The organism is Saccharopolyspora terrae (genome assembly GCF_004348435.1).
Lineage (GTDB): Bacteria > Actinomycetota > Actinomycetes > Mycobacteriales > Pseudonocardiaceae > Saccharopolyspora > Saccharopolyspora endophytica.
This window is the reverse complement of sequence record NZ_SMKS01000087.1, coordinates 1-22208: the sequence shown is the minus strand read 5'-3', so window position 1 is coordinate 22208 and position 22208 is coordinate 1. Positions and strand designations below refer to the sequence as shown.

The 22208-nt window shown below is 61.1% G+C and carries 17 protein-coding genes and 4 pseudogenes; 16 read left to right on the top strand and 5 right to left on the bottom strand.

Annotated features, from left to right (window positions below; all coding sequences use genetic code 11):
- Positions 1 to 47 precede the first annotated feature (47 nt).
- A pseudogene (locus tag E1181_RS28560) lies at positions 48 to 187 on the top strand (IS3 family transposase); the annotation flags it as partial.
- Positions 188 to 253: 66 nt separating this feature from the next.
- Here the strand turns inward: E1181_RS28560 and E1181_RS28555 are convergent.
- Positions 254 to 1396: pseudogene (locus tag E1181_RS28555) on the bottom strand (IS3 family transposase).
- 145 nt (positions 1397 to 1541) lie between these two features.
- Between E1181_RS28555 and E1181_RS32660 the strand changes: the two are divergent.
- Positions 1542 to 1670 (top strand): hypothetical protein, encoded by a 129-nt coding sequence (locus E1181_RS32660; protein ID WP_268952513.1) that lies wholly within the window; start codon positions 1542 to 1544, stop codon positions 1668 to 1670.
- Positions 1671 to 1774: 104 nt separating this feature from the next.
- On the opposite strand, the pseudogene E1181_RS28550 reads toward E1181_RS32660, so the two are convergent.
- From E1181_RS28550 to E1181_RS28530, 3 genes and pseudogenes are all read right to left on the bottom strand, one after another.
- A pseudogene (locus E1181_RS28550) lies at positions 1775 to 2551 on the bottom strand (transposase family protein).
- Between the two features lie 1081 nt (positions 2552 to 3632).
- The gene (locus E1181_RS28535) at positions 3633 to 4574 is read right to left on the bottom strand and encodes a 4-hydroxy-3-methylbut-2-enyl diphosphate reductase (RefSeq protein ID WP_132679521.1); all 942 of its coding nucleotides are present in this window, start codon (positions 4572 to 4574) and stop codon (positions 3633 to 3635) included.
- Between the two features lie 12 nt (positions 4575 to 4586).
- Positions 4587 to 5648 carry a polyprenyl synthetase family protein gene (locus E1181_RS28530; RefSeq protein WP_132679520.1) on the bottom strand — a complete coding sequence of 354 codons (1062 nt, stop codon included), beginning with the start codon at positions 5646 to 5648 and terminating at the stop codon, positions 4587 to 4589.
- Positions 5649 to 5965: 317 nt separating this feature from the next.
- Here E1181_RS28530 and E1181_RS28525 point away from each other — a divergent pair, with 317 nt between their 5' ends.
- From E1181_RS28525 to E1181_RS28465, 14 genes are all read left to right on the top strand, one after another.
- On the top strand, positions 5966 to 7027 hold the full coding sequence (locus tag E1181_RS28525; RefSeq protein ID WP_165944778.1) for a terpene synthase family protein: 1062 nt from the start codon (positions 5966 to 5968) through the stop codon (positions 7025 to 7027).
- Positions 7028 to 7039: 12 nt separating this feature from the next.
- Positions 7040 to 8884 (top strand): 1-deoxy-D-xylulose-5-phosphate synthase, encoded by a 1845-nt coding sequence (locus E1181_RS28520; RefSeq protein WP_132679518.1) that lies wholly within the window; start codon positions 7040 to 7042, stop codon positions 8882 to 8884.
- Between the two features lie 36 nt (positions 8885 to 8920).
- On the top strand, positions 8921 to 9946 hold the full coding sequence (locus tag E1181_RS28515) for a terpene synthase family protein (protein WP_132679517.1): 1026 nt from the start codon (positions 8921 to 8923) through the stop codon (positions 9944 to 9946).
- Positions 9943 to 11292 carry a cytochrome P450 gene (locus E1181_RS31905; RefSeq protein ID WP_132679516.1) on the top strand — a complete coding sequence of 450 codons (1350 nt, stop codon included), beginning with the start codon at positions 9943 to 9945 and terminating at the stop codon, positions 11290 to 11292. The genes E1181_RS28515 and E1181_RS31905 overlap by 4 nt, the downstream gene beginning before the upstream one ends.
- A gap of 26 nt (positions 11293 to 11318) precedes the next feature.
- Positions 11319 to 12473, top strand: a complete 1155-nt coding sequence (ispG, locus tag E1181_RS28505) for a flavodoxin-dependent (E)-4-hydroxy-3-methylbut-2-enyl-diphosphate synthase (RefSeq protein WP_408010858.1) — start codon at positions 11319 to 11321, stop codon at positions 12471 to 12473.
- A gap of 217 nt (positions 12474 to 12690) precedes the next feature.
- A complete protein-coding gene (locus tag E1181_RS28500) occupies positions 12691 to 13968 on the top strand; it encodes a cytochrome P450 (protein ID WP_235877119.1) in 1278 nt (425 codons plus the stop codon).
- Positions 13969 to 14118: 150 nt separating this feature from the next.
- On the top strand, positions 14119 to 15342 hold the full coding sequence (locus E1181_RS28495; RefSeq protein ID WP_132679513.1) for a phthiocerol/phthiodiolone dimycocerosyl transferase family protein: 1224 nt from the start codon (positions 14119 to 14121) through the stop codon (positions 15340 to 15342).
- Positions 15343 to 15364: 22 nt separating this feature from the next.
- Positions 15365 to 16699: a cytochrome P450 gene (locus E1181_RS28490; protein ID WP_132679512.1), complete on the top strand. Its 1335-nt coding sequence runs from the start codon at positions 15365 to 15367 to the stop codon at positions 16697 to 16699.
- A gap of 63 nt (positions 16700 to 16762) precedes the next feature.
- Complete coding sequence (locus tag E1181_RS28485; protein ID WP_132679511.1) at positions 16763 to 17602, top strand: class I SAM-dependent methyltransferase; 840 nt, start codon at positions 16763 to 16765, stop codon at positions 17600 to 17602.
- Positions 17599 to 18567 carry a terpene synthase family protein gene (locus tag E1181_RS28480; protein WP_132679510.1) on the top strand — a complete coding sequence of 323 codons (969 nt, stop codon included), beginning with the start codon at positions 17599 to 17601 and terminating at the stop codon, positions 18565 to 18567. Before E1181_RS28485 ends, E1181_RS28480 begins: the two co-directional genes overlap by 4 nt.
- On the top strand, positions 18567 to 19421 hold the full coding sequence (locus E1181_RS28475) for an oxygenase MpaB family protein (protein WP_132679509.1): 855 nt from the start codon (positions 18567 to 18569) through the stop codon (positions 19419 to 19421). Before E1181_RS28480 ends, E1181_RS28475 begins: the two co-directional genes overlap by 1 nt.
- Complete coding sequence (locus E1181_RS31610; protein ID WP_165944774.1) at positions 19418 to 19570, top strand: hypothetical protein; 153 nt, start codon at positions 19418 to 19420, stop codon at positions 19568 to 19570. The genes E1181_RS28475 and E1181_RS31610 overlap by 4 nt, the downstream gene beginning before the upstream one ends.
- A 167-nt stretch (positions 19571 to 19737) precedes the next feature.
- The gene (locus tag E1181_RS28470; RefSeq protein WP_132679508.1) at positions 19738 to 20892 is read left to right on the top strand and encodes an acyl-CoA dehydrogenase family protein; all 1155 of its coding nucleotides are present in this window, start codon (positions 19738 to 19740) and stop codon (positions 20890 to 20892) included.
- Between the two features lie 15 nt (positions 20893 to 20907).
- Positions 20908 to 21921, top strand: a complete 1014-nt coding sequence (locus E1181_RS28465) for a methyltransferase (RefSeq protein ID WP_132679507.1) — start codon at positions 20908 to 20910, stop codon at positions 21919 to 21921.
- 170 nt (positions 21922 to 22091) lie between these two features.
- On the opposite strand, the pseudogene E1181_RS28460 reads toward E1181_RS28465, so the two are convergent.
- Positions 22092 to 22208 (bottom strand): annotated as a pseudogene (locus E1181_RS28460) (IS5/IS1182 family transposase); the annotation flags it as partial.

Genomic DNA, 22208 nt, shown 5'->3' with positions numbered 1-22208 from the left:
CCCCACCACCCCCAGCCCCGCAAAGATCAAGATGAAAAAGCCTCAATGAAAACGAGATGTATCACCGGGAACCGTTCCCCACCCGAGCCCGCGCCCGCTTCGCTGTCGCCGACACATCGAAGTGTTCTACAACCGGAAACGACTCCACAGCAGCCTCGGCTACCGCACCCCAGCCGAGGCCCACTGAGACCACCTCACCGCGACCGCGGCCTGAGGAAACCCACCGAGGACCGTCCAAGATCCTTGACACGCCTCAGGGAATGGGTGGGCGCCCGGAGGATAACTCGTACTCGATCGGCAAGACGTAGTCGAGCTGGGAATGTCGTCGCTGGCGGTTGTAGAAGATCTCGATGTAGGTGAACAACTCATTGGCCAGGTCGAGGCGCGTGCGCCACCTCTTCCAGTTCAGCAGTCGATCTGCATGGACGACCAGAACGACTCCATCATCGCGTTGTCGAGCCCATCACTGATGGTACCGAACGAGGGCATCAGACCCGCGGAGCGGACCTTGTTGGTGAAGGCTTACGAGGTGAACTGGACGCCGTGGTCGGCGCGATGCCGCCGGGCGGTGGTGTGCGGCTGTTAATGGCCATATCGAGCGCGTTGATGACCAGGGTGGTGTCCTGACAGTTGTCGATCGACCATCCGCCGATCTTGCGGCTGAACGTGTCCATCACCGCGCAGCAGTAGATTTTTCTCTCGCGGGTGGGATGTTTGGTGATGTCGGTAACCCACAACTCATTGGGCGACTGTCGATGGAACTTCCGGTAAACGAGATCGTCCTCTGCGGCAACACCTTTCAACCGTTTGACCTAGACCGGACCTGGAAGGTCGGCGATCCCGGCGAGCCGCATGAGTTCGCCAACAAAGTTCACACTGACCGCGATGCCCATGCCGCGGGTCAGTTCGGCGTGCACGCGACGGGACCCGTAGGTCTTGCGTGAGGCATCGTGGACCTCCCGAATCAAGCCGGTCAGCCACTGGCGGCGCATCTTCGTCGGCGACATCGGCCGGGTCTTGTACTGGTAGTAGCCCGGGCTACTGACCCCGAGCACGCGGCAGCAGACCTTTGACCGGTGCCCGGCCTCGACGAGAGCATCGATCACCGAGTGAATCCTTTTGGGACGGGACGGTTTTCCCCGAGTAACTTGGCTGCCTTGCGGAGGACCTCGACTTCCTCTTCGAGTTGCCGGATGCGCTTGTGGGCCTTCGTCAGCTCGGCGTTCTCACGAGTGGTGGTCCCAGACGCTCACCGCGGTCGATCTGACGTTGGCGGACCCGGTTGTGCAGGGCGCCGGCGCTGATGTCCAGCTCCGTGACGACGGTAGTGATCAGCTTACCGGCTCGAACGAGCGACGGCCCGGAAGCGGAACTCCGGTGGATACGGTCGGGGCATGGATCGCAGCCTTTCAGCGAGGCCCGATCTTCACACCGAAACGGGTAAGAAACTCTGGGGCAGGTCACCTGAGGTGTGAGGCTTCGGCCTCGCTTGGAAGGACGTCAACCGTGTTCAAGCCTATCCGCAGGAGTTCCGTGATGATGTGGTCGCCGTGGCCCGTCGTGGCGAGACGTCGTTGAAGCAGGTCACCGCCGATTTCGGTATCCCGGCCGGTTGCCTGGCCAACTGGATGCGTGCCACCGAAGTCGCCGAACTTCCCGTGACGGCGTGACTCGTGAGGAGTCCATTGAACTGCCGGATCTGCGCAAGCAGCATCACCTGACGAGCCACGGCAGGCCCGACGCGCGTCGGACAGTAAACGTTTTCCACTTGGTCTCAGTTCGCGTGGATGACGGTGCGGACGGCGTCGACGAGGCGGGTCGCCAACCGTGGGCTGGAGCGGACCTTGCGGAGGATCTTTTAGGACTTCAGCTGGGCGTTCGCGCGTTCGCCCGGTCCGCGGAGCCGGGCGTGCGCGGAGTTGACGGCCTTCTCGTTGGCCGACAGCCGCCGACGGCGCTCGCCGGTGTCGGGATCGCGCGGTGGACGGCGGTGCGGGACTTCGACATTCGCGCTCGCGCTGCGGTAGGCGCTGTCGGCGATTACCCGCACCCCAGCTTTCTCGAGTGCGTCGAGCAGGCCGTGTTCGCGGGCCGCGCCCATGTCATGCCGAGCACCCGGCAAGGCAGGTGAGGTCCAGATCAATCGCCCGGCCGGATCGGCGAGGACCTGCACGTTCACCCCATGTCGTTTGTGTTTTCCGGAGTAGAACGGCCGATCCCGTCCACCGGTCATGCCCACCCGATCGGTCCGCAGCAAGGTCCCATCGACGATCACGAACGCCTTCCGCCGCGCGATTCCGACCGCCGTCGTCAACGACGAGGCCATCGCGGCGAGCACATCGAGAGCTTCGCGAACATAGCGGAACACCGTCGCCAACCCGATCCCGAACCCACCCGCGAGATCCGCGTACGTTTCGCCTTTGCGCAGGTAGGCCAGCACCAACAGCGCCTGCTCTCCCGGATCGAGGCGCCGCCAGCGCGTGCGTCGTGCTCGTCGTTCGCGGCGTAACGCCTCGGCCAGCATCGTCAGCGAGCGACTGGACACCGACATCGACGACGGGTAAGAAAGCGCTCGAAGCTCCTGGTAGGGACAGAGTTGATCTAGTCAATCCACTCGTCTACCAGGAGCTTCTTCTCGCCCCGCACCCAACCTCACCAGCACCGCGACCCCGCCACGCCAAGTGGAAAACGTTCAGTGAGGCGAACACACCCATGTCGCCGGCGAGCCCGACACCGGGAAGGTCGTGCTGAACCTAGTGGCGACGACGCGGTCACACGCGAGGGCGAGAGCCGCTCCAGCTCCGATGCGAACCCTTCGACGGCGGCGACGACAGGTTTCAGGCCGCCCCAGATCGCGTTGATCACGCGCTGAACCGCCTCAGCGCGGGGCCGTTCACCGCTACCGGTCGAACGAGGGCACGCACCGTCGCATCGGCCATGACCGCCTCGATCGCCTCCGCGGGCACGACCCGCAGTTGGCGCGCCTGCGTTCAATCACCGCGGCGAGCCTTTCGCGGGCATCTGCTGTGCCAGACAGCGCCGCGATCGTCCGCGCCTCCTCGGAAAGCTGATCCTCAACCGCTTGGTTTCTGCAATGACCTGCGATGGCAACGCGGTCACCGTGTGCGCGAGGGGCAGAACCTCGTCGTTCAGCAACTCATCAACATGAACTGCGCGTGCACCAGTCCGAACTGGGTCCGAACTGGCCCGGGTCAAGCTTCCCGTCCAGTAGGTCGGCCTCCAGCACCTGCAGGTCCTCGCGGTTCGGCAGCGCCCGCAGCAGGCGGGTGTCCCGATCCGTCTCGGTACCTCCCCGTCCTGCTCGGCCAGCTACACCGCAACTGTGCTCGGCCCGCCCTGATGCCCAGGCACCGCCAGCCCTCACCCACGCCCAAAGCTGCCGGCTGGCCGGGTCGTAGGCGGCAGCGATCGCAGCCAGCCGCGCCGCCTCGTCCGAGCGGCCCTTGGCGAACAACACGTCGCCGTGACACTCCTGCTCTTTCCTGCTCGCCATCGATATGGAAGCCTCCACCCATAACAATCGACCGAGTGTCAACCGAAATCCTGGGCAGCGCGCGGGTCGGTGCGCAGGCCGCCTTTGGTGCCGAGCTCGGAGAGCGCTTCTGTCCAACTCAGGTCCCGCTGTGCTTCAGATACCGGGGGAGAGCGAAGGTCTGAGTCTCGACTGTTGCCACCCTCTCCTCCACGTCGGACCAGCCTCGCTTGGCTAGCCACTCCAGAAGGTCCCGAACCAAGATTTCTGGCGTAGAAGCACCACTGGTCACACCGATAGTGTCCGCTTCGTCCAAGCGATAGATGTCAACCTGCTCGGCATAGTCAACCAGGTAAGCGTTTGCAGCGCCCGAAGCCAGCGCGACCTCCACAAGCCGAATAGAGTTCGACGAGTTTTGCGACCCAACGACCAGTACCACATCACACTCCGGCGCGATCGCTCTGATCGCGGCTTGCCGGTTCGACGTTGCGAAACAGATGTCATCGCTGGGAGGGTCCTGAAGGTTCGGGAACCGCTTCTTCAGCAGATTGACGACCTGCATCGTCTCGTCCACACTCAGCGTGGTCTGTGACAACCACATCACCCGGTCTGGGTTGCGTACCTGCACCGCATCCACGCTGGCTGCGTCGTTGACGATCTGGATGTGATCAGGCGCTTCCCCGTAGGTACCTTCGACCTCTTCATGCCCTTCATGGCCCACTAGCAAGATTTCGTATCCCTGGTTAACGAAACGGTTCACTTCGTTATGAACCTTCGTCACCAACGGGCACGTGGCATCGATCGTGCGTAGTTCCCGTTGGCGGGCCTGTTCGTGTACGGCTGGTGAGACGCCGTGCGCGGAAAACACCACCAGCGCCCTCTCTGGGACATCGGTGGCTTCGTTAACGAAGACCACTCCCCGTTTCTCCAAGGTGCGCACAACGTGCTTGTTGTGCACGATCTCCTTGCGCACATACACCGGTGAGCCGTGGTGCTCAAGTGCCTTTTCCACTGTCTCCACCGCGCGATCAACTCCAGCGCAAGAGCCCCGTGGAGAAGCAAGTAGAACCCTCTTCGACATCGAGCTGTCCTTTCAAGCGTCTCGCCGTGTCAGTCTGTCCACCAGACCCGCCAGTTCTTGTTTCGCGTCCGGATGAACGGCGGCAGTTTGTTCCAACGCGGCAAGGGAATCCGCGACAAGATCACCGATCATGTTTTCAACTGCCTCCAATGCCCCTGTCGACGTGATCACCTGACGAACCTGCTTTGCGCTGTGCTGGGTGATCTTAGGGTTGCCGTACCACCGGTCAAGAACTTCGCGTTCGTCATTGCCCGCAAGTTCTCGAGCGATGATGATCAGCGCGGTCTGCTTGCCATCGCGGATATCGTCGATGACCGGTTTTCCGGTGATCGATGGGTCACCGAAGACCCCCAAAACGTCATCACGCAGCTGAAACGCTTCTCCCAGCGGAACACCATACGAAGCCAGTCCAGCCATCAGGCCAGGAGATGCGTCGCCGGTGAGCTTGGCGCCGATCTGCAACGGACGCTGGACCGTGTAGCGCGCGGTCTTGTACTCAATCACCCGCAACGCATCGCGCAGGGTCGGAGCTGTGCGGTGTTGAATCCTCAAGTCGAGTTGCTGACCAGCGACCACCTCACTACGCATCTGCGCAAGGAGAGGGCGCGCAGCATGGATCCACCGTGCCCCGACACCAGACTCCTGAAACATCTGATCAGACCAGCTCATGAGCAGGTCACCGGCCAGGATCGCCATGTGACGCCCGAACGCTGTAGGGTTACCTGACCATCCCATGTCTCGATGGGTTTTCTCCAACGATCGGTGCAGACTGGGCTTTCCGCGTCGGGTGTCGCTGTTGTCCATGACGTCGTCGTGGGCCAGGCAAAACGCGTGGAACAGCTCCAGGGATGCTGCGGCCTTGATGATCGAGTCGGTGTCACTACCACCGGCCGCACGCCATCCCCAGTAGCACAGCTCCGGCCGGAGGCGCTTTCCTCCCTTGGTCACGTACTCGCTGATCAAGGCAGCGATGGCATCGCCCCACAGCGGTTTCTCCCGGTAGATGCGTTCCCGCATGAACTCTGCCAGGGCGTCATCGACGCGGCTCCGAACTGAATCCACGGTTGCGGTCATAGCCCCTCGCTTTCGTCGTTCGTAAGCCGGGACTTGACGGTAGAGAGCAGATCGTCCCAACGGCAGCCGTGCTCCCACATGGCGGGAGCTGACCTGCCGTCGGACAGCTCTGTCGCGTACACAGACCACCGGAGCACACAACTGGGAGGAGCGGCATGAGCGGGGTTTCCAGCGACCCAGTGTTGGCGGGGCTTTCCCCATAGAACATCCGCAGTGCATCGGTGGTGGAGCCCACCCTCGCGGCCTTCATTGGAACCATGGGCGGACGCCACGCTTGCCACCCGAATACTGGACCATTTCAAGCCGAAGGAGACACGATGCCACAGACAGCTGAGTTGAGAATTCCATTCGAGGTCACTCCGGTCGCAGAAGATCTTGAACCAATCCGTCAAGCCAGCCTGGATTGGCTCAGCTCGAACGGGATGTTGCGCAGCGCTGAGGCCAAAGCCCGGTTCGTCGGATGGAAAATGACTGAACTCGCTTCGCTATTTTACCCTCAAGCAACTGGGGAGGACCTGCTCCTCGGCGCAAACCAGATGGGCTTCTTTTTCCTGTTCGACGACCAATTCGATGACCCGCGGGGACTGCGCAACGAAGCTGTCGCCGCCTACCATGAGCTCATCGAGCTCCTGCAACAGCCCCCGGGTACGCCCCCCGCGCTCGACGTCCCGGTAACCCGGGCCTGGGCTCAGATTTGGGAGGAGTCTTGCCGAGGAATGTCCCTGGCTTGGCAGAGGCGAGCCGCCCAGGACTGGGGGCGTTGGTTCACAGGATACCCCGTAGAGGCTCTGCGTCGGCAAGATTGTTCTTTCGACACGCTCGACGAATACTTGGACTTCCGTCGGTCGTCCATCGGAGTGGATCCCGTCCTCTCCATGTGCGAACGGGCTCAGCACTTTGAGGTCCCCCTGGCGGTATTCCACACGCCGCAAATGCAAGTCATGCGCAGACTGACAGCCGATGTCACAATTCTCGCGAATGATGTCCAATCGCTCGAAAAGGAAGCGCATCGCAACGACGTGCTCAACGCCGTCCTCCTTCTGGAGCGCACTCGCAAACTTCACCGCAACGAGGCAATCCAAGAAACCGCCGACGCGGTCCACCGAATGATCGACGAATTCGAGAAAGTTGAGGAAAGTCTCAACGCATTCTGCGCAACTCTCCAACTTTCAGATGAAGACCGCGAAAACGCCACGAAGTATGTCCGACTCGCGTTGGGTCCCACGATGTGGGGAAACTATGAATGGGGGCGCACGACCGGCCGCTACGACGCCAGCTCAACCAGCCACAACATGCGTCCCGCCGACGTGGCCAACTATCTCGAGGACCTCGTCTCCCCTGAGCCGGCGGCGACGACCAACCGGACGGATCGATCCTAAGGGAGGGGCGGCATGGGTGGGATAACCAGCGACCCAGTGTTGGCAGGGCTTTCTCCGCAGGACATCCGCAACGCATCGCTTGGCGAGTTGAGCGACCTCGCCGAGGCTATGCGCGCGTTCCTCGTGGACAACGTATGCGCCACCGGCGGTCACCTTGGCCCGAACCTAGGGGTAGTGGAACTAACCCTCGCCCTTCACCGGGTCTTCCACTCGCCCCAGGACCGCATCTTGTTCGACATCGGGCACCAAGCCTACGTACACAAGATCATTACTGGGCGCGCCTCCCAGTTCCCCAGCCTGCGACAACGCCACGGACTATCCGGCTACTCCGCCCAAGCCGAATCGGCGCACGACGTCATCGAAAACAGCCACGCATCCACGGTTCTGGCCTACGCGCACGGACTCGCCATAGCTGCACAACAGCACAACCACCACGTAGCCGCTGTCCTCGGAGATGGAGCTCTCACCGGAGGCATGGCCTGGGAAGGACTCAACAACCTCGCTTCCGCCCCAGACGCACCCGTCGTCATCGTACTCAACGACAACGGACGCTCCTACGCCCCCACAGCCGGCGGTATCGCCCGACACCTATCCACGTTGGTGACCCACCCATCCAACGGCAATATATTTGCCGACCTCGATCTGCACTATATCGGCCCCATCGATGGGCACGACATCGCCGCGCTAGAGAAGGCTTTCAGCGACGCGCGAGACCTTCACTCGCCCGTCGTGGTGCACTGCCTCACCAGCAAGGGACACGGCTGGGACCCAGCTGAGGCCCACGAAGCCGACCGCATGCACGCGGTTGGTGTCATCAACCCCACCACCGGAAAACCCGATAAACCCAGCAAACAGACCTGGACACACGTCTTCGGTGAGGAAATCACCAAGATCGGCCACGAACACCCCGATCTCGTGTGCATCACCGCATCGATGCTACTGCCCACTGGGCTAGGCACGTTCGCTGAAGAATTCCCTGACCGCGTCCACGACGTCGGCATCGCTGAACAACACGCCGTCACCAGCGCAGCAGGACTCGCTCTCAGCGGCGCGAAACCCGTCGTTGCCCTGTACTCCACCTTCCTCAACAGAGCCTTCGACCAAGCCCTCATGGACGTGGCCCTACACCGCCTACCTGTCACATTCGTACTCGATCGCGCCGGAATCACCGGACCCGACGGACCAAGCCACCACGGCATCTTCGACCCCGTCATCATGTCCGCGATCCCAGGAGTGCAGATCGGCGCGCCGCGCGACGCCACCAGCCTCCGCCAACTCCTCCGGGAAGCAGTGGACACCACCAGCGGCCCCACCGTCATCCGCTACCCCAAAGCAACCGCACGTACCGACATACCGACCCAGGAGCACGTTCACGGGATCGACGTACTCACCAGCAGCCGAGGACACACCAACGTCCTGCTCGTGGCAATCGGACCTGTCGCACAGGAATGCACCAAAGTCGCCCATAACATCGAACGCCACAACATTGGTGCCACGGTCATCGACCCGCGCTGGCCCATCCCACCCGCACCAGCCCTGCTCGACTTCCTCACCGGGTTCGACTACGTGTTCACCGTCGAAGACGCAAGCCGGACCGGCGGTATGGGATCGGCTATCGCACAAGCGGCTCAAGACGCAGGTGCCCATAGCAAGGTGTTCAACCTCGGCGTTCCGCGCACCTTCATGCCACACGGAACACGAGAGCAAATCCTCCGGGAAAGCCTGCTCGACGCAGCCGGTATCGAAACTCTCGTTCACGAGGTCCTCAACGGCCGATCGATCTACCGACACCCCGACCGCATCGAAAGGGGCAACAGTGCCTACAGACCTGCGCCTCCAGCCTCTGCCACGACATAGGTGTGTTGAGAACAAGAGTAGGAGCTGATCCTTACGATGTCTCGATGGCCAATCCCAGAGCTGTATTGTCCATTCGATCAGACGGCCGACCCCGAACTGGCCGATGGCGCCGATGTCAGCGTACGCGACTGGTACCGGAATCTCGGCTTGTTCCAGGCCGAGCAGAGCGATCTGCGCTGGCATGAACAAAGCAAATTCGGGCTTCTAGCGACACTGTCTTACCCCGACGTGGTCAATTTTGACTATCTGGTTCTAGGGAGCCAGTACCTTGCCATGCAGAACGCGATGGACGACCTTTTCGACGATTGCCAGGCTAGCCATGATGTAGCCCTGGTTTCAGGGCGCCTGCACTCGCTCATCAGTACGCTGCACGAACCATTAACGGTGGCGGGTATCGATCTTGAGGTTACCCGTGAGCCGGCGTGCGATCCCACTCTCGTTGCGGTGCTCGCAGCAGTGCGTGACGTGATGGAACGGTTGGGCCTTATAGCCTCCCCGGCGCAGCTCGGCCGCGCCCGGCGGGAACTAATCGTTCTAGTATCGGCATGGGCCGAGGAACTGGCGTGGCGAAGCCAGCAACGCGAACCAACGCTAAGAGAATACCTCGCGCATCGCCAACGCAATGGGCTCACTGCGAGCGTGGCCATCGCCGACGCGCTCGGAGGCTACGAAGTTCCGCCCGACGAGATCGAATCCTTTCCAGTACGCGAGTTGATTGTAATGTCGTCGAACATTGCTATGCTTATTAATGATCTCTACCCCGCCGAGGTCGAGTCGAAAGCTCCGACCGCCAACTACAATCTTCCCAGTTTGCTGGCCCGGCAGGGCCGCACGCTAGAAAACGCGCTCGTCGAAGTAGGTCGTATCCATGACGCGGAATTACGAAAATACTTAAAGGCAGAGCGCGAGGTCGCCTCGTCAGCTTCCCCTGAACTGCGCCGCTATCTTCAGAGCTTGCGCGGATGGATTCGCGGAAACCTCGACTGGTCGCGAAGGACTGCCCGTTACAAGGTGGAGTACCGGCCAGCTGTTGACCGAAATAAGGTGAGTTCCGCCATATGAGTACATCCGCCATACCAGTTGCACCTGGGAGCTTGCCTCTACTCGGACACGCGGTTCCTCTCCTGCGCGGAAGCCGTCTCGACTACCTCCTATCCGTGCGCGCATACGGCGACGCCGTCACCATATATCTCGGCCCTAAGCCGGTCCACGTCCTCACTTCCCCAGACCTGATTCATCGTGCCCTCGTCGTTGACGCGAAAAAGTTCGCCAAAGGCTTGCTCTTCGAGCGCGCCCGGCCGTACGTGGGGTATGGACTCCTCACCTCGGATGGTCAGTTCCACAAGCGTCAGCGTCAGATGATTCAACCGGGGTTCCATCACGACAGCATTAACGGGCTGACCAGCCGGATGACCGAGGCCGCTGGCCGATACATCGGAAACTGGCGGGCCGGTCAGACCGTAGCGGTGGAACGGGAGATGCACGGACTCATGACGTCGATCATCTCCCACACACTGTTCAACACCGAAGCCGCCCTGGAATTCGGCACACTGGTGCAGGATTCCCTTCCGGAGCTCGTGAATTCTCTCGGCAAGCGCACTCTCGTTCCGGCGACGTGGCTGTACAAAATTCCAACAAGGGGAAATCGACGATTCCACGCGCTCGCCTCGCGGCTGCACCAGGCTACCCAACAGATGATCGCCGCCTACCAAGCTGACGGTGAGGCCCGCGGCGATCTGATGTCCATTCTTCTTGCCGCCCGCGACGCCACTGGGACACCGATGAGTAAGGAGGAGCTCGGCGATGAGATTCTCACACTGTTCATCGCCGGGATTGAAACTTGCGCGACGACGCTGACTTGGGCCTTTCACGAACTCGGTCGACGGCCCGACCTCCGCAACCGTCTCCACAACGAAGTTGATACCGTCCTCGCCGGCCGCTCCGTCGAGAGCAGTACCGTCTCCCACCTTCCGTTTACAAACGCGCTGATCCACGAGGTCCTACGCGTACACAGTCCCACCTGGCTGCTCATGCGGCGTACCACGGAGCCCGTGCAGCTCGGGGCATTCGAAATCCCCGCAGGGCGAGACGTCCTCTTCAGCCCAGCCGCCCCACACCACCATCCGGAATCGTATTCCGATCCGTTCCGCTTCGATCCGGATAGGTGGCTGGGCCCTGAACGACGCGTACCTCCCCGTTTCTTCATCCCGTTCGGTTCGGGCGGTCGCAAATGCATTGGGGAGGCGTTCGCGTGGAACCAGCTACACGTCGCCATCGCCGCGATTGCTGCCCGGTGGCAACTGGACCCTCTCCCCAAACACCAGATCAAAACAGGCGCTGGGGCCGTGCTCCACATTCGGCATCTGCCGATGACTCTTCGACCACGCAGGGGGTGTCAGGGCAAATGACTACGGTCGAGCAGAAAGGGGAAAGAGTGCCTACAGACCTGTTCCTCCAGCCACCACCGCGACTGCTGGCCCAGCGTCGTCCCACGAGACAGCTCATGGTCGGCAATGTCGGTGTTGGTAACGAACACCCCATCTCGGTGCAGTCGATGACGACCACCGTCACCGCCGACATCAACGCCACTCTCCAGCAGATCGCCGAACTCACTGCCGCGGGCTGCGACATCGTCCGCGTCGCCGTGCCTTCCCAGGACGACGCGGACGCACTCCCCGAGATCGCCAGGAGATCCAAGATCCCTGTCATCGCTGACATCCACTTCCAGCCGAAGTACGTGTTCGCCGCCATCGACGCGGGCTGCGCGGCCGTCCGGGTCAACCCGGGCAACATCCGCAAGTTCGATGACAAGGTCAAAGACATCGCGCAGGCCGCCAAGGACCACGGCACGCCGATCCGAATCGGTGTCAACGCAGGGTCCCTCGACCCGCGCGTGCTCGCCAAAATCGGCGCGGCAACCCCGGACGCCCTTGTGGAATCCGCGCTCTGGGAGTGCTCGCTGTTCGAAGAGCACGACTTTCGCGACATCAAGGTCTCGGTGAAGCATCACGATCCACTGACGGTGATCCACACCTACCGGCTCCTGGCGGAACGTTGCGACTACCCGCTACACCTCGGAGTCACCGAAGCCGGACCAGCGATGCAGGGCACAGCCAAGTCCGCGACCGCCTTCGGCGTCCTGCTCGCCGAAGGCATCGGCGACACCCTCCGCGTCTCCCTATCCTCCCCGCCAGTGGACGAAGTCAAGGTAGGTGCCCACATCCTCCGCTCCCTCGGGATGCGCCCCAAATCCCTGGAGATCGTGTCCTGTCCATCCTGCGGGCGCGCCCAGGTCGACGTGCACACTCTCGCCCAGAAGGTCGAAGCCGCCTTCGACGGATTTCCCTATCCGCTCCGAGTGGCGGTTATGGGTTGCGTCGTCAACGGGCCCGGCGAAGCGCGCGACGCCGACATCGGCGTGTCCTGTGGTAACGGCAAGGGTCAGATCTTCGTTGGTGGTGAAGTGATCACCACCGTCCCCGAAGACAAGATAGTTGACACCCTTATCGACGAGGCCCTAAAGCTCGGCGGTGAACCCGATGAGCAACTTCATGAACCTCAAAGACCAGGTCACCAGGGCCTTCAGTGAAGACCGGGCTCACCGCTACGCCACGGCAATGGCCGAGGAGGTTCGCGGCAAACTCGACTGGATCATGGAAACATGCCGCTACCAATCCTCCCAGGAAGACATGTGGCGACACTAACCATCGGCTGGAGAAGCCATGAACTGCCCTTTCAGTGGAAGCGCCAGCACTCTCGCGATGTATGGACGCACCGCACAGCTCGCGGTGAAGCGCTTGGATTACATGCAAGAAGCCCGGAAGAGCGGGGCTTTGGTTCCGATGAAGCTCGGCACCAAGGATGCTTACCTCGTCAACGACCCGGGTCTTATCCGGCAGATTCTCGTCACCGACGCCGACAAATTCGTCAAAGGAACGATCATCCTGCGTACCCGGCCGTACGTCGGTGACGGGATCATCAGCTCTGAAGGTGAGAAGCACAAACGGAACCGCCGGTTAATGCAGCCCATGTTCAATCGGCTCAGTGTCGAGCGCTACATCCCCAAGTTCGTCGAAGCGGTAGCGGAGATCACTTCCGGGTGGTCGGACGGCGCCACCATCGAAGCAGATAAAGAACTGACCCGGTTGGCGACCCACTCCCTCACGAAAGCCATGTTCAGCGACCCGGGAGGGGCGCGTGAGCTGGCCGTAGTTACTGAAGAGGTGATAGACCGATTCATTGCTGGCATCGGGGTCAGGATTTTCCTTCCGGACCTGATCACGAGGTTACCTACGCCAGGTAACAAGAAGTTTGAGGAGGGCCGCAGAGCACTGCGTGATGAGACGTGGTCACTGATCCAACGCCGGCGCGAAAGCGGCGGATACTACGACGACATCATCTCCACGATGCTCCGTGATCAGCACCCGGACGGGACCTCCATGACCGACGATGAGATCGTCGACGAGGTAGTCACGCTGATGCTCGCAGGAGTCGAAACCGTCTCCTCCGTCGTAACCGCAGCTTTTTCCGAGATTGACCGGAACCCGGATATGGCGGAGCGCCTGCACCAAGAGGTAGACGCCGTCCTGAACGGCGCCCCGGTAACCGCTGAAAACATCGACGACCTCCCCTTCCTTGCAGCGTTCGTCACCGAAATTCTGCGTGTGTACGCCCCGACATGGATCTTGATGCGTAACGCTGTGGAGCCCGTCGACCTCGGAGAGACGCGCATCAATCCAGGTAATGAAATCATCTTTAGCCCGACCGCAGTACACCGAGACCCCGCGTTCTACCCGGACCCAATCCGCATCAACCCTGACCGGTGGCTTCCCGGTGAGGTGGTGCAGCCACGAGACGGGACATGGGCCCCCTTCGGTCAGGGGAAGAGGAAGTGCATCGGGGATACGTTTGCCTGGTACGAGAGTCGGGTTTGGATCGCCAGCATCGCGTCCCGGTGGACGCTGCATAGCACCGGCAAACCGATGGAGATGTCAGCAGCGGGGACCTACCGGGCCACCAAGGCTTCTATGATCACGAAAAAGCGATCAAAGGCCAGAAAGGGGAAGTCATCGCCACAACACTGATCTAGCGGGCAATGCTCGTCGGCGAGCAGCAGGAAAGCGGGGAAAGCAGCTAACAACGACGGATTGATCACCAACTGCCCGCCCGTCCCGGAGTGCCGGGACACAAGGCGCCGCCACGGGTGAGGAGATCGTCATGTCCGGAGAAGAACTATGACACTAGTCCACGAAGGTCAAGAACGTGCACTCGCGACCACCGAGGCCGCCTGTGCCGAATCCGGAGTACCGGTCGTCGTGACCTACACCCTCCACGGCCCGCTGCACCTAGACGCGCTCCGTGAATCGGTTCGTGCCCTCCATGAACATCACGACGTCCTGCGGGCGCGACTTGCCTCGTCCCCACACGGCCCACTTCTGCGGTGCGAACCCACATATGAACCGCCGGAGCTCATCACCAACACCGACTTCCACCAAGCTACCGCGCTCTTCCCCAAGGAAGGCTCCGTTTTCCGTCCCTCCGTAGTGCGCAATAGCGACCAAAGCCACACTGTGTTCCTCGCTGTGCACCACGCCATCAGCGACGGCGCCAGCGTGCTCGCACTACACGAACTCCTCTGGCGGATATACACCGCAACCACTAACGCCACACCGCCACCCACCACACCTGGAACCAGGGGACTTCCCGAACCCGTCGAAGACCTCCTGCGCGGCACCTACAGTCAAGAGGACCTTAACAGGTTCCGCTCCGAAAACTTTAGCCCGGAACCGACCGCGACGATTCCCCACCACGCCGTTGGAGACGAAAGCGGAGTGCACTGCCGCCGCATCGAGATCCCGCCACGTCGCGCTGCCCTGATCACTCAACGCGCAAGAAGCTCCGGCCTAGGGACCAATGCGTTCCTGTTTGGCGCGCTCACCGTCGCCGCCCGCCGCTGCATCACCTCCATCAGATCACCACTTCCGATGACCTTTACCACCCCCGTGGACCTGCGGCCCCACCTGAACCCTCCACTTCCTCAGGACCACATGGTCTTCGCCGCCGCGCCGGCCTACACCAGCCTTTCCGTTGCTTCTGATACCCCACCCGAAAACGTTGCGCGCGACATCTGGCGACAACTCCGCTCCGCCATCAGCCGCCAAACTCCACAGCGAGAGTTCGCCGCCTTCCCGCGCCTCTGGAAGAGAGCCGCCGCCCAAAATTCCGCGCTCATCGCGAGCAGCCTCCTCGGGCGATGCAACCCACTCACCCTGCCTACGGGGACTACAGCGTCCCCACCCAGCTTTCCCGTCGAAACCCCCATCACCTACCCGGCGATCGGGATCGGAGAGGCCTCCAACGGGGTGATCAGCCTCGACGTGATGCAACCCCGCCGCTACTTCACCGCTGAGCAAGCGGACCAGCTCACCGAAGAAATAGAAAACACACTCTCCGCTTGACGTCCCTCAGGAGTGGAGCACGATGTCGAAAGCGTTACCAGTCCCGGTCGCGCCAGGGCGGCTACCGATGGTGGGACACATGGGCGAACTCGCCCGCGAGCCCATCGCCTTCCTCGACTCACTGAGCACTCTCGGTAGGGTCGTACGCGTTGATCTCGGAGGGATCCACGCCTACGTCCTCACCGACGCTGACGCTGCTCACCAGGTCCTCGTGGAGCAATACCGGAAGTTCGAAAAGGGGCGGGGACAAGAGGAACTGCGAGTCGTCGGCGCTGGCAACGGGATGCTCGTCGCAGATAACCAGTCCAACCGCAAGCAGCGCCGACTCATTCAACCTCTATTCCACAAAGACCGCATCGCCCGTGATTTCGCCCCTCGCCTGGTCGAGGAGATCTACCGGGTCACTGGGTCGTGGATCTCGGGGCAGCGCCTGGAGTTCGACCAAGAGGCCATGCGGATCGTCCGTGGGATGTTTATGCGCACCATCCTGAACGAACCAGCGGGAAGCGGGCTGGCAGACGACGTCTGGGACGCGTTTGATTACGACAAGAGCAGTGCCTTCATGAGGCTCATAGCCCCGGAGTCGGCAATCGACAGAAATAGAATCGCCTATTTCAGGAAGTACCTCCACAGCATCGTCGAACGCATCGTCAAGCAACGCGACCTCGAGAAGCACGAAGACACCCGAAACGACTGCCTCACCCTTCTACTGAACGAGACCGACCCCGACACAGGGGAACCTCTCGACCGCGACCTGGTCCGCGACGAAGTCGTGGGCCTCCTGTTCGCCGGCACTGATAGCACCGGACGTAGCCTCGCGTGGGCCTTCCATGGGGTTGGTCAACACCCCGACGTCGAGAGGAAACTACACGAAGAAGTGGACGTCGTACTCGAAGGTCGACCAGTCCAGTTCGACGATCTACCGAACCTACCGTATGTGGCAGCAGTTGTAGAAGAGTCTCTTCGGCTCTACGGGCTGCTGATCAACACTCGTAAAGCTGTGGAAACTGTCACTATCGCCGACGTTGAAATGCCTGCAGGGACCGAGGTTCTGTTCAGTCACTCAGCCCTGCACCGAGACCCTCGCGTGTTTGCGGAACCGAACCGGTTTAACCCTGACCGGTGGATCGTCGAGAAGTTCGAACAGTCGCTCCACCGCAACGTGATGCCCTATAGCAAAGGTCCGCGGACCTGCCTCGGTGCTGAATTCGCCTCCGTCGAACTCCGGCTTTCTGTCGCGTCGATCGCGCAACGGTGGTCTCTGCAACCCATCAATGGACAGTTCGTGCGACCGGTTCCGGACACGTTCTTGCGCCCGAACATGCTACCTATGACAGCAGTACCACGGTCGAAATAGCCATCCACAGAACCCAGGAAAAAGTTCGTTAGAGAAGCTGCTCGACTGGAGGTTGATGACCACATGCAAGAGCACACTGCTCGCCGAGCGCGCGAAACTTCTCGCAAGAACCCTGGTTACGGTGAAACCATCTTCCCCGTAACCAGCACCGCGGAAGAAGCCGATCGGCTCGACAGCCAGACCGAGGTCCTCGACCAATTCACCACCCAAACACTCACCGAAATCGGCATTAGTGAAGGCCTCCGATGCCTGGAAGTCGGCGCCGGCACCGGAACCATCGCCCTATGGATGTCCAGGCTCGGCGCGGATGTCACCGCCCTCGACCGAGACCTGCGGTTCCTCGACTACATCGGCACCGACAATAACGTCACCTGGCTCGCAGGTGACATCACTCATGACGAGCAGGACCCGGCGTTCAAGCCCGGATTCGACATCATCCACGCGCGAATGGTTGTCGCATGGACCCACAATCGACCTGATGTCATCACACGACTCACCGCGTGGCTCAACACAGGCGGACGGCTTGTCATCGGCGACCCCGTACTACCACCAAACATGGCGGACCCCATCTACAAGAAGACGATGGACCGCTGCTTCAACCTTGTTGAGAAGGTTAGCGGTGCCGACTTCTCCTGCGGCTGGAGTCTCCCAGCCGAGATGAACAGGGCCGGACTCCGCGACATCGGGTGCCGAGTCGAGTTCCCGCCCATCTACGGAGGAAACGCGTGGGCGCAATCCCACATCAAGTCGTTGCGCCTGGTCGTCGAGACGGCCGCCGTAGACGCAGTCGCCGCGCCAGAACGCATCCAAGAACACGAAGTGAACTCATTTAACGACTACCTGTCCAACCCAAGCACCGCGGACCTCGGACTCGGGATCTACTACGCGTGGGGGACGGCATGAGCAATCTGCCGACGATCGAACTCGTCGAAACATGCTTCACCGACCGAGTTGATCCACGAGCACACGACGTTGCTGAACGAACCTGCGGTTGGCTAATCGACCAGGGAATCGCCACCCCCGAGATCGCCGCCCGATATCACAAATACCTCTGCACCACGCTCGTTCCGCGTTGCTACATCGGCGGTTCCTGGGCTGCAGTGGCCGCGATCAACGATTTCATGGTCTGGGTCTTCATCTACGACGACTACTTCTTTGCCCCGGATCGGGCTTGGCCATCGACCCATCACGACTTGGCCGCTGCCGCAAAGGATCCCGAGGACCACGAGAAGCACTCGGATCCGATGGTGCGCGGTTTGGCGAACATCGTGCGCCGCTTCTACGCCCAGGGGATGGGCACTGAGTGGGAAAGCCGGTTCGCGAGGCATCTCGCCGAGATCTTCGCCCAGTTCACCGAGGAACACCGGCAACGAAGCGCGGGCTACCAGCCGACTGAGCGCGAGTACATGGCCCTGCGCCACGGAACCTGGTTCACCGAGGCTTGGGTTGACCTTGCCGAACTCAATGCCGGTTCTGCCCTACCCAAGCAAATGCGCGAAGAAGACCCCTACCGGTCAGTGATGGATGCTGCTCAAATCTTCTGCGTGATCCACAACGACATGGTGTCTCTACCGATGGAACTTGCGGCGGGTCACACGCACAACCTCGGAGCCGTATTCATGGGACACGAAGGATTGACTCGCGCCGAAGCGCTTGACAAGATGCGCACCCTCGCCGCCGGCTACGTCGAACGCTTTCTGAATGCAGAGCAACGCATGCTCGCCGAACTCGAAGGAAAGAGGGACGACGTCTCCGAAGCATGCCGGGCATGTATGCGTACCGCACGGGACTGGATCGGGCTTTCCCGCTGGTACAATCATGCTTCCCCACGCTACAGCGAGGACGAGTTCACCGGAGGGCCCCGATAATGCGCCGATTCGACCGACTCCAGCAGATACTCGCTCTTGACCCCGACCGTGACCACTACGAGATCTTCCGCCTTCTCCTGGTGTACGAGTTTCCATGGGATATCACCAAGGCCCTCGAGCTCGCGCTGTTCCGAACCTACGCGGTCCCCAGCATCGGCGGACTGCTGGACCGCACAGGGGAGCTCACACAGCGCCCCCAGAAACGCTACGACGACACCCGTCTCATCCTGTTCGAAATCTTCTATTGGGGAGCTAACAGCGACCGCGGACTTCGGGCGCTAGATCAGCTCAACGCCATCCATAGCCGGTTCAGGATCAGCAACGACGACTACCTCTACACGTTGGCGACGTTCGTGGTTACCCCGGTCCGCTGGATTGAGCAGTTCGGCTGGAGACGCCTACATCCCAACGAGGTGCGCGCATTGACCAACAGCATGCGCTACCTCGGTCAGGGAATGCACATCTCCGACATCCCAGAAACCTACGACGAGTTCGCCAAGCTTCTCAATGACTATGAACGAGACCAATTCGCCGTTGACCACGGCGGGCGCCGCGTTGCTGACGCCACCTTGAAACTGTTCACCTCCTGGTACCCGCGCCCGATCGCCCCCGTGCTGAAGCACGCAGCGAAGGCGGCTATGGACCCACCTTTGCTCGCCGCGCTTCGTTACCCGAAGCCTAGCGCCACAGCCCGCAAGATCGCGCATTGGGCCCTATACGTCCGGGCTCAACTGCTGCGTGTTGGACCAACTCGTCCGGACTCCCGTCCGGTACTTCCAGTGTCGTTGTCATATCCGAACGGCTACGAGATTGAAGAGCTAGGGCCGCGATCATTCCATCGGGAGCAACGATGATTGGTGCACAAATCCGCGATATACGTGCATCAAAAACCAAAGTCAACTACCTGCGCTTACAAATGCATCGCATCGTGAGCCACTTAGGTAATATGATTGCAGCCGAAGGGTCAGCGCAAGGAATTGCTGCAAATGTGGAATCATTCTGAAAGCGGATCTACACGAACCTATTCAACGAGTTCGTGGCCGAATGCGAAAGGCCTTTCCGGTCGGAGCTGTACTACGTGCAGCAGGCGGCAAAGACGAGGACACCATCATCGAGGCGGTTGCGTCCCGAGAGCGACTCCTCGGAAAGTCCACCTGGGGGTGGCCGATAATGAACGTTCCTAACACGGCTGATGAGATTCTTGCCGCTGCGTGCAACCTCGCGCCTACACTGGCGAAACGCAGCGACGACATCGAACGAGCTCGGCGGCTCCCCGCCGACGTGGTGGAGATGCTGCGGCGCACTGGCGTGTTCCGGATGTGCTGGCCCGCCGAACATGGCGGGCCGGACCTCACAATCGCACAGCAAGTCGAAGTATTGGAAGCTCTGGCCTACGCCGATGCCTCGGCCGCCTGGTGTAGCATGATCAACTCGGACTGTGGCGTGTTCGCCCGATTCTTGCCCGAATCCGCCCTAAAATCCCTATTTCCGACGCTCGATACAACCATCGCGGGCATGGTCAGCCCTATGGGTCGCGCCAAGCGTGTCTCGGGTGGGTATCGGCTCAGCGGTCGGTGGAGCCTTGCTTCCGGAATTACGCATGCCGACCGAGTGTTCGCCGGAGCGCATATCGTTACCGACGGAGAAGCGGACACCGACGCTGCCGGAAACCCTTCCTATCGGCTATTGATCCTCGACTCCGCGGACGTCACGCTGCACGACACGTGGCACTCAACTGGTCTCGTCGGAACCGGATCAATCGATTTCGAGGTCGTAGACGTGTTCGTTCAAGACGACCACGTCGTGAATCTCAGCACTCCGCGCCTTTCTGGCCCACTGGCCACGCCGGAGGCGTTCATCCGAAACATGCCCGGCGTTCCCCTCGGTGTCGCCCGAGCGGCGTTGAACTATGCCCGCGACACCGTGCGATCCAAAAACAAGGCCAACGATTATCGGATACAGAAGACAATCGGGGAGTGCGAACGGGACTGTATCGCAATGCGTCACGCCGTCTACAGCTCCCTCGAGCACCACTGGCGCCGAGTTCAGGGCGGCAATCTCAACGTCCTGTCGCCGGACGAACGCATCGAAATCATGCTGGTTTGCCAGCACACCATGCGCGCCTCTCGACGCATCGTCCGACGGTTGTACGACCTGTTCGGCTCCACCTCGGTCTACACCGCATCACCGCTGGGCCGATGGTCCCGAGATCTCGACACGATATGCCAACACGTGCTGAGTCAAGACGTGATCACCCAATCGGCCGGGGCTTACCTCCTCGGCGGAACACCTAGTTTTCCGCTCGCTCTCGGCATCGTCAGCTGAAAGGCAGGGCTTTTTGTGACCAACACGGACCTGAATGCGTCGAACAGCTTCTCCACATCCCTGATCGACGACGCACTGAGCTACGTCTATCCGGCCGCGCTCCGTACCGCAGCCCTTTTAGGAATCGCCGACTACCTCGCCACAGGCCCACTGTCCGTTGCAGAACTGGCGCACAGTACCAACGTGCGCGCGGAAAGCTTGTACCGCATTCTGCGAGTCCTGGCCACCAAGGGAGTGTTCACCGAAAACCAGCCGGGCGTGTTCGCCATGACACCTCAGGCAGAAGGACTCAGCAAGAACAGCCGCATCAAGCAGGGTGTCCTATTTTTCACCGAACACTTGAAGTGGCGCGCGGTAGGAGAAATTCACCACGCGGTCGCGAACGGCGAACCCAGCTTCAATAAGTTGTTCGGCACTGGATTCTGGGAGTACGCCGCCGCCAACCCTGAGGACAACGACGCGTTCAACAGGGGCATGGCCGCGCTTACCGAACTGGAAACAGCAATCGTCGTCGACAACTACATCTGGCCGGAAACCGGTACGATCATCGATCTCGCCGGCGGGCACGGCGGGCTGCTGCTGGCGGTGCTGCAGGTAAGCCCCGGGCTTCGGGGTGTACTGTTCGACCGTGAACACGTGCTCGCCGAGCACGTCCTTGACGTACCCGATATCGCGGGCCGGTGGGAAACACGCGACGGTGACTTCTTCGCCGAAGTCCCCTCCGGGGACGTGTACCTTATCAAGAACATCTTACACGACTGGAGCGACGACGAATCCGTCCGAATCCTGCAGAACTGCGCCAATGCGGCAAACCCTGGAGCCCGGGTCCTCGCTATCGACGCTGCCATCCCACGCGGCAACGAACACAACTCCGGGAAGCTGCTCGACCTAATCATGCTAGCCATGCTCACTGGCCGCGAACGCACCACCGATGAAGTTGCTGCCCTCTTCGTCGCCGCTGGGCTCCGTGTTACTAAAACGATTCCGGTGCCAGGAACCACCTTGACCCTTCTCGAAGGACAGGCCTGATTCACGGAATTCCGTGCTCAACTACGTCACCTGCGAGGTGTCGACGCATCCCAATCAGGCGATTTCCACGCAGAGCCTTCCGCGCAGTTCGACCGCTGACGCTGGTACAGGTTCCGATGTTCGGCGTCGAGCCTGTATGCCTCTTTGCGTAGCGGATCACTGAGCCTTTTTCATCCTGCTGTGGCGGTGAGTTCGTAGTTCAGCAGGGCGTGTATGGCCTTGGCGATGCGTCCGGCCCGGTAGGGGCAGCAGCGTAGTTTGCGCAGGATGCGCCAGTTTTTGAGCTG

Coding starts and splice junctions, on each gene's coding strand:
- E1181_RS28535 (WP_132679521.1), bottom strand. CDS start 4,574: ATGTCGAAGAGGGTTCTACTTGCTTCTCCACGGGGCTCTTGCGCTGGA.
- E1181_RS28530 (WP_132679520.1), bottom strand. CDS start 5,648: ATGACCGCAACCGTGGATTCAGTTCGGAGCCGCGTCGATGACGCCCTG.
- E1181_RS28525 (WP_165944778.1), top strand. CDS start 5,966: ATGCCACAGACAGCTGAGTTGAGAATTCCATTCGAGGTCACTCCGGTC.
- E1181_RS28520 (WP_132679518.1), top strand. CDS start 7,040: ATGGGTGGGATAACCAGCGACCCAGTGTTGGCAGGGCTTTCTCCGCAG.
- E1181_RS28515 (WP_132679517.1), top strand. CDS start 8,921: ATGTCTCGATGGCCAATCCCAGAGCTGTATTGTCCATTCGATCAGACG.
- E1181_RS31905 (WP_132679516.1), top strand. CDS start 9,943: ATGAGTACATCCGCCATACCAGTTGCACCTGGGAGCTTGCCTCTACTC.
- E1181_RS28500 (WP_235877119.1), top strand. CDS start 12,691: ATGCAAGAAGCCCGGAAGAGCGGGGCTTTGGTTCCGATGAAGCTCGGC.
- E1181_RS28495 (WP_132679513.1), top strand. CDS start 14,119: ATGACACTAGTCCACGAAGGTCAAGAACGTGCACTCGCGACCACCGAG.
- E1181_RS28490 (WP_132679512.1), top strand. CDS start 15,365: ATGTCGAAAGCGTTACCAGTCCCGGTCGCGCCAGGGCGGCTACCGATG.
- E1181_RS28485 (WP_132679511.1), top strand. CDS start 16,763: ATGCAAGAGCACACTGCTCGCCGAGCGCGCGAAACTTCTCGCAAGAAC.
- E1181_RS28480 (WP_132679510.1), top strand. CDS start 17,599: ATGAGCAATCTGCCGACGATCGAACTCGTCGAAACATGCTTCACCGAC.
- E1181_RS28475 (WP_132679509.1), top strand. CDS start 18,567: ATGCGCCGATTCGACCGACTCCAGCAGATACTCGCTCTTGACCCCGAC.
- E1181_RS31610 (WP_165944774.1), top strand. CDS start 19,418: ATGATTGGTGCACAAATCCGCGATATACGTGCATCAAAAACCAAAGTC.
- E1181_RS28470 (WP_132679508.1), top strand. CDS start 19,738: ATGAACGTTCCTAACACGGCTGATGAGATTCTTGCCGCTGCGTGCAAC.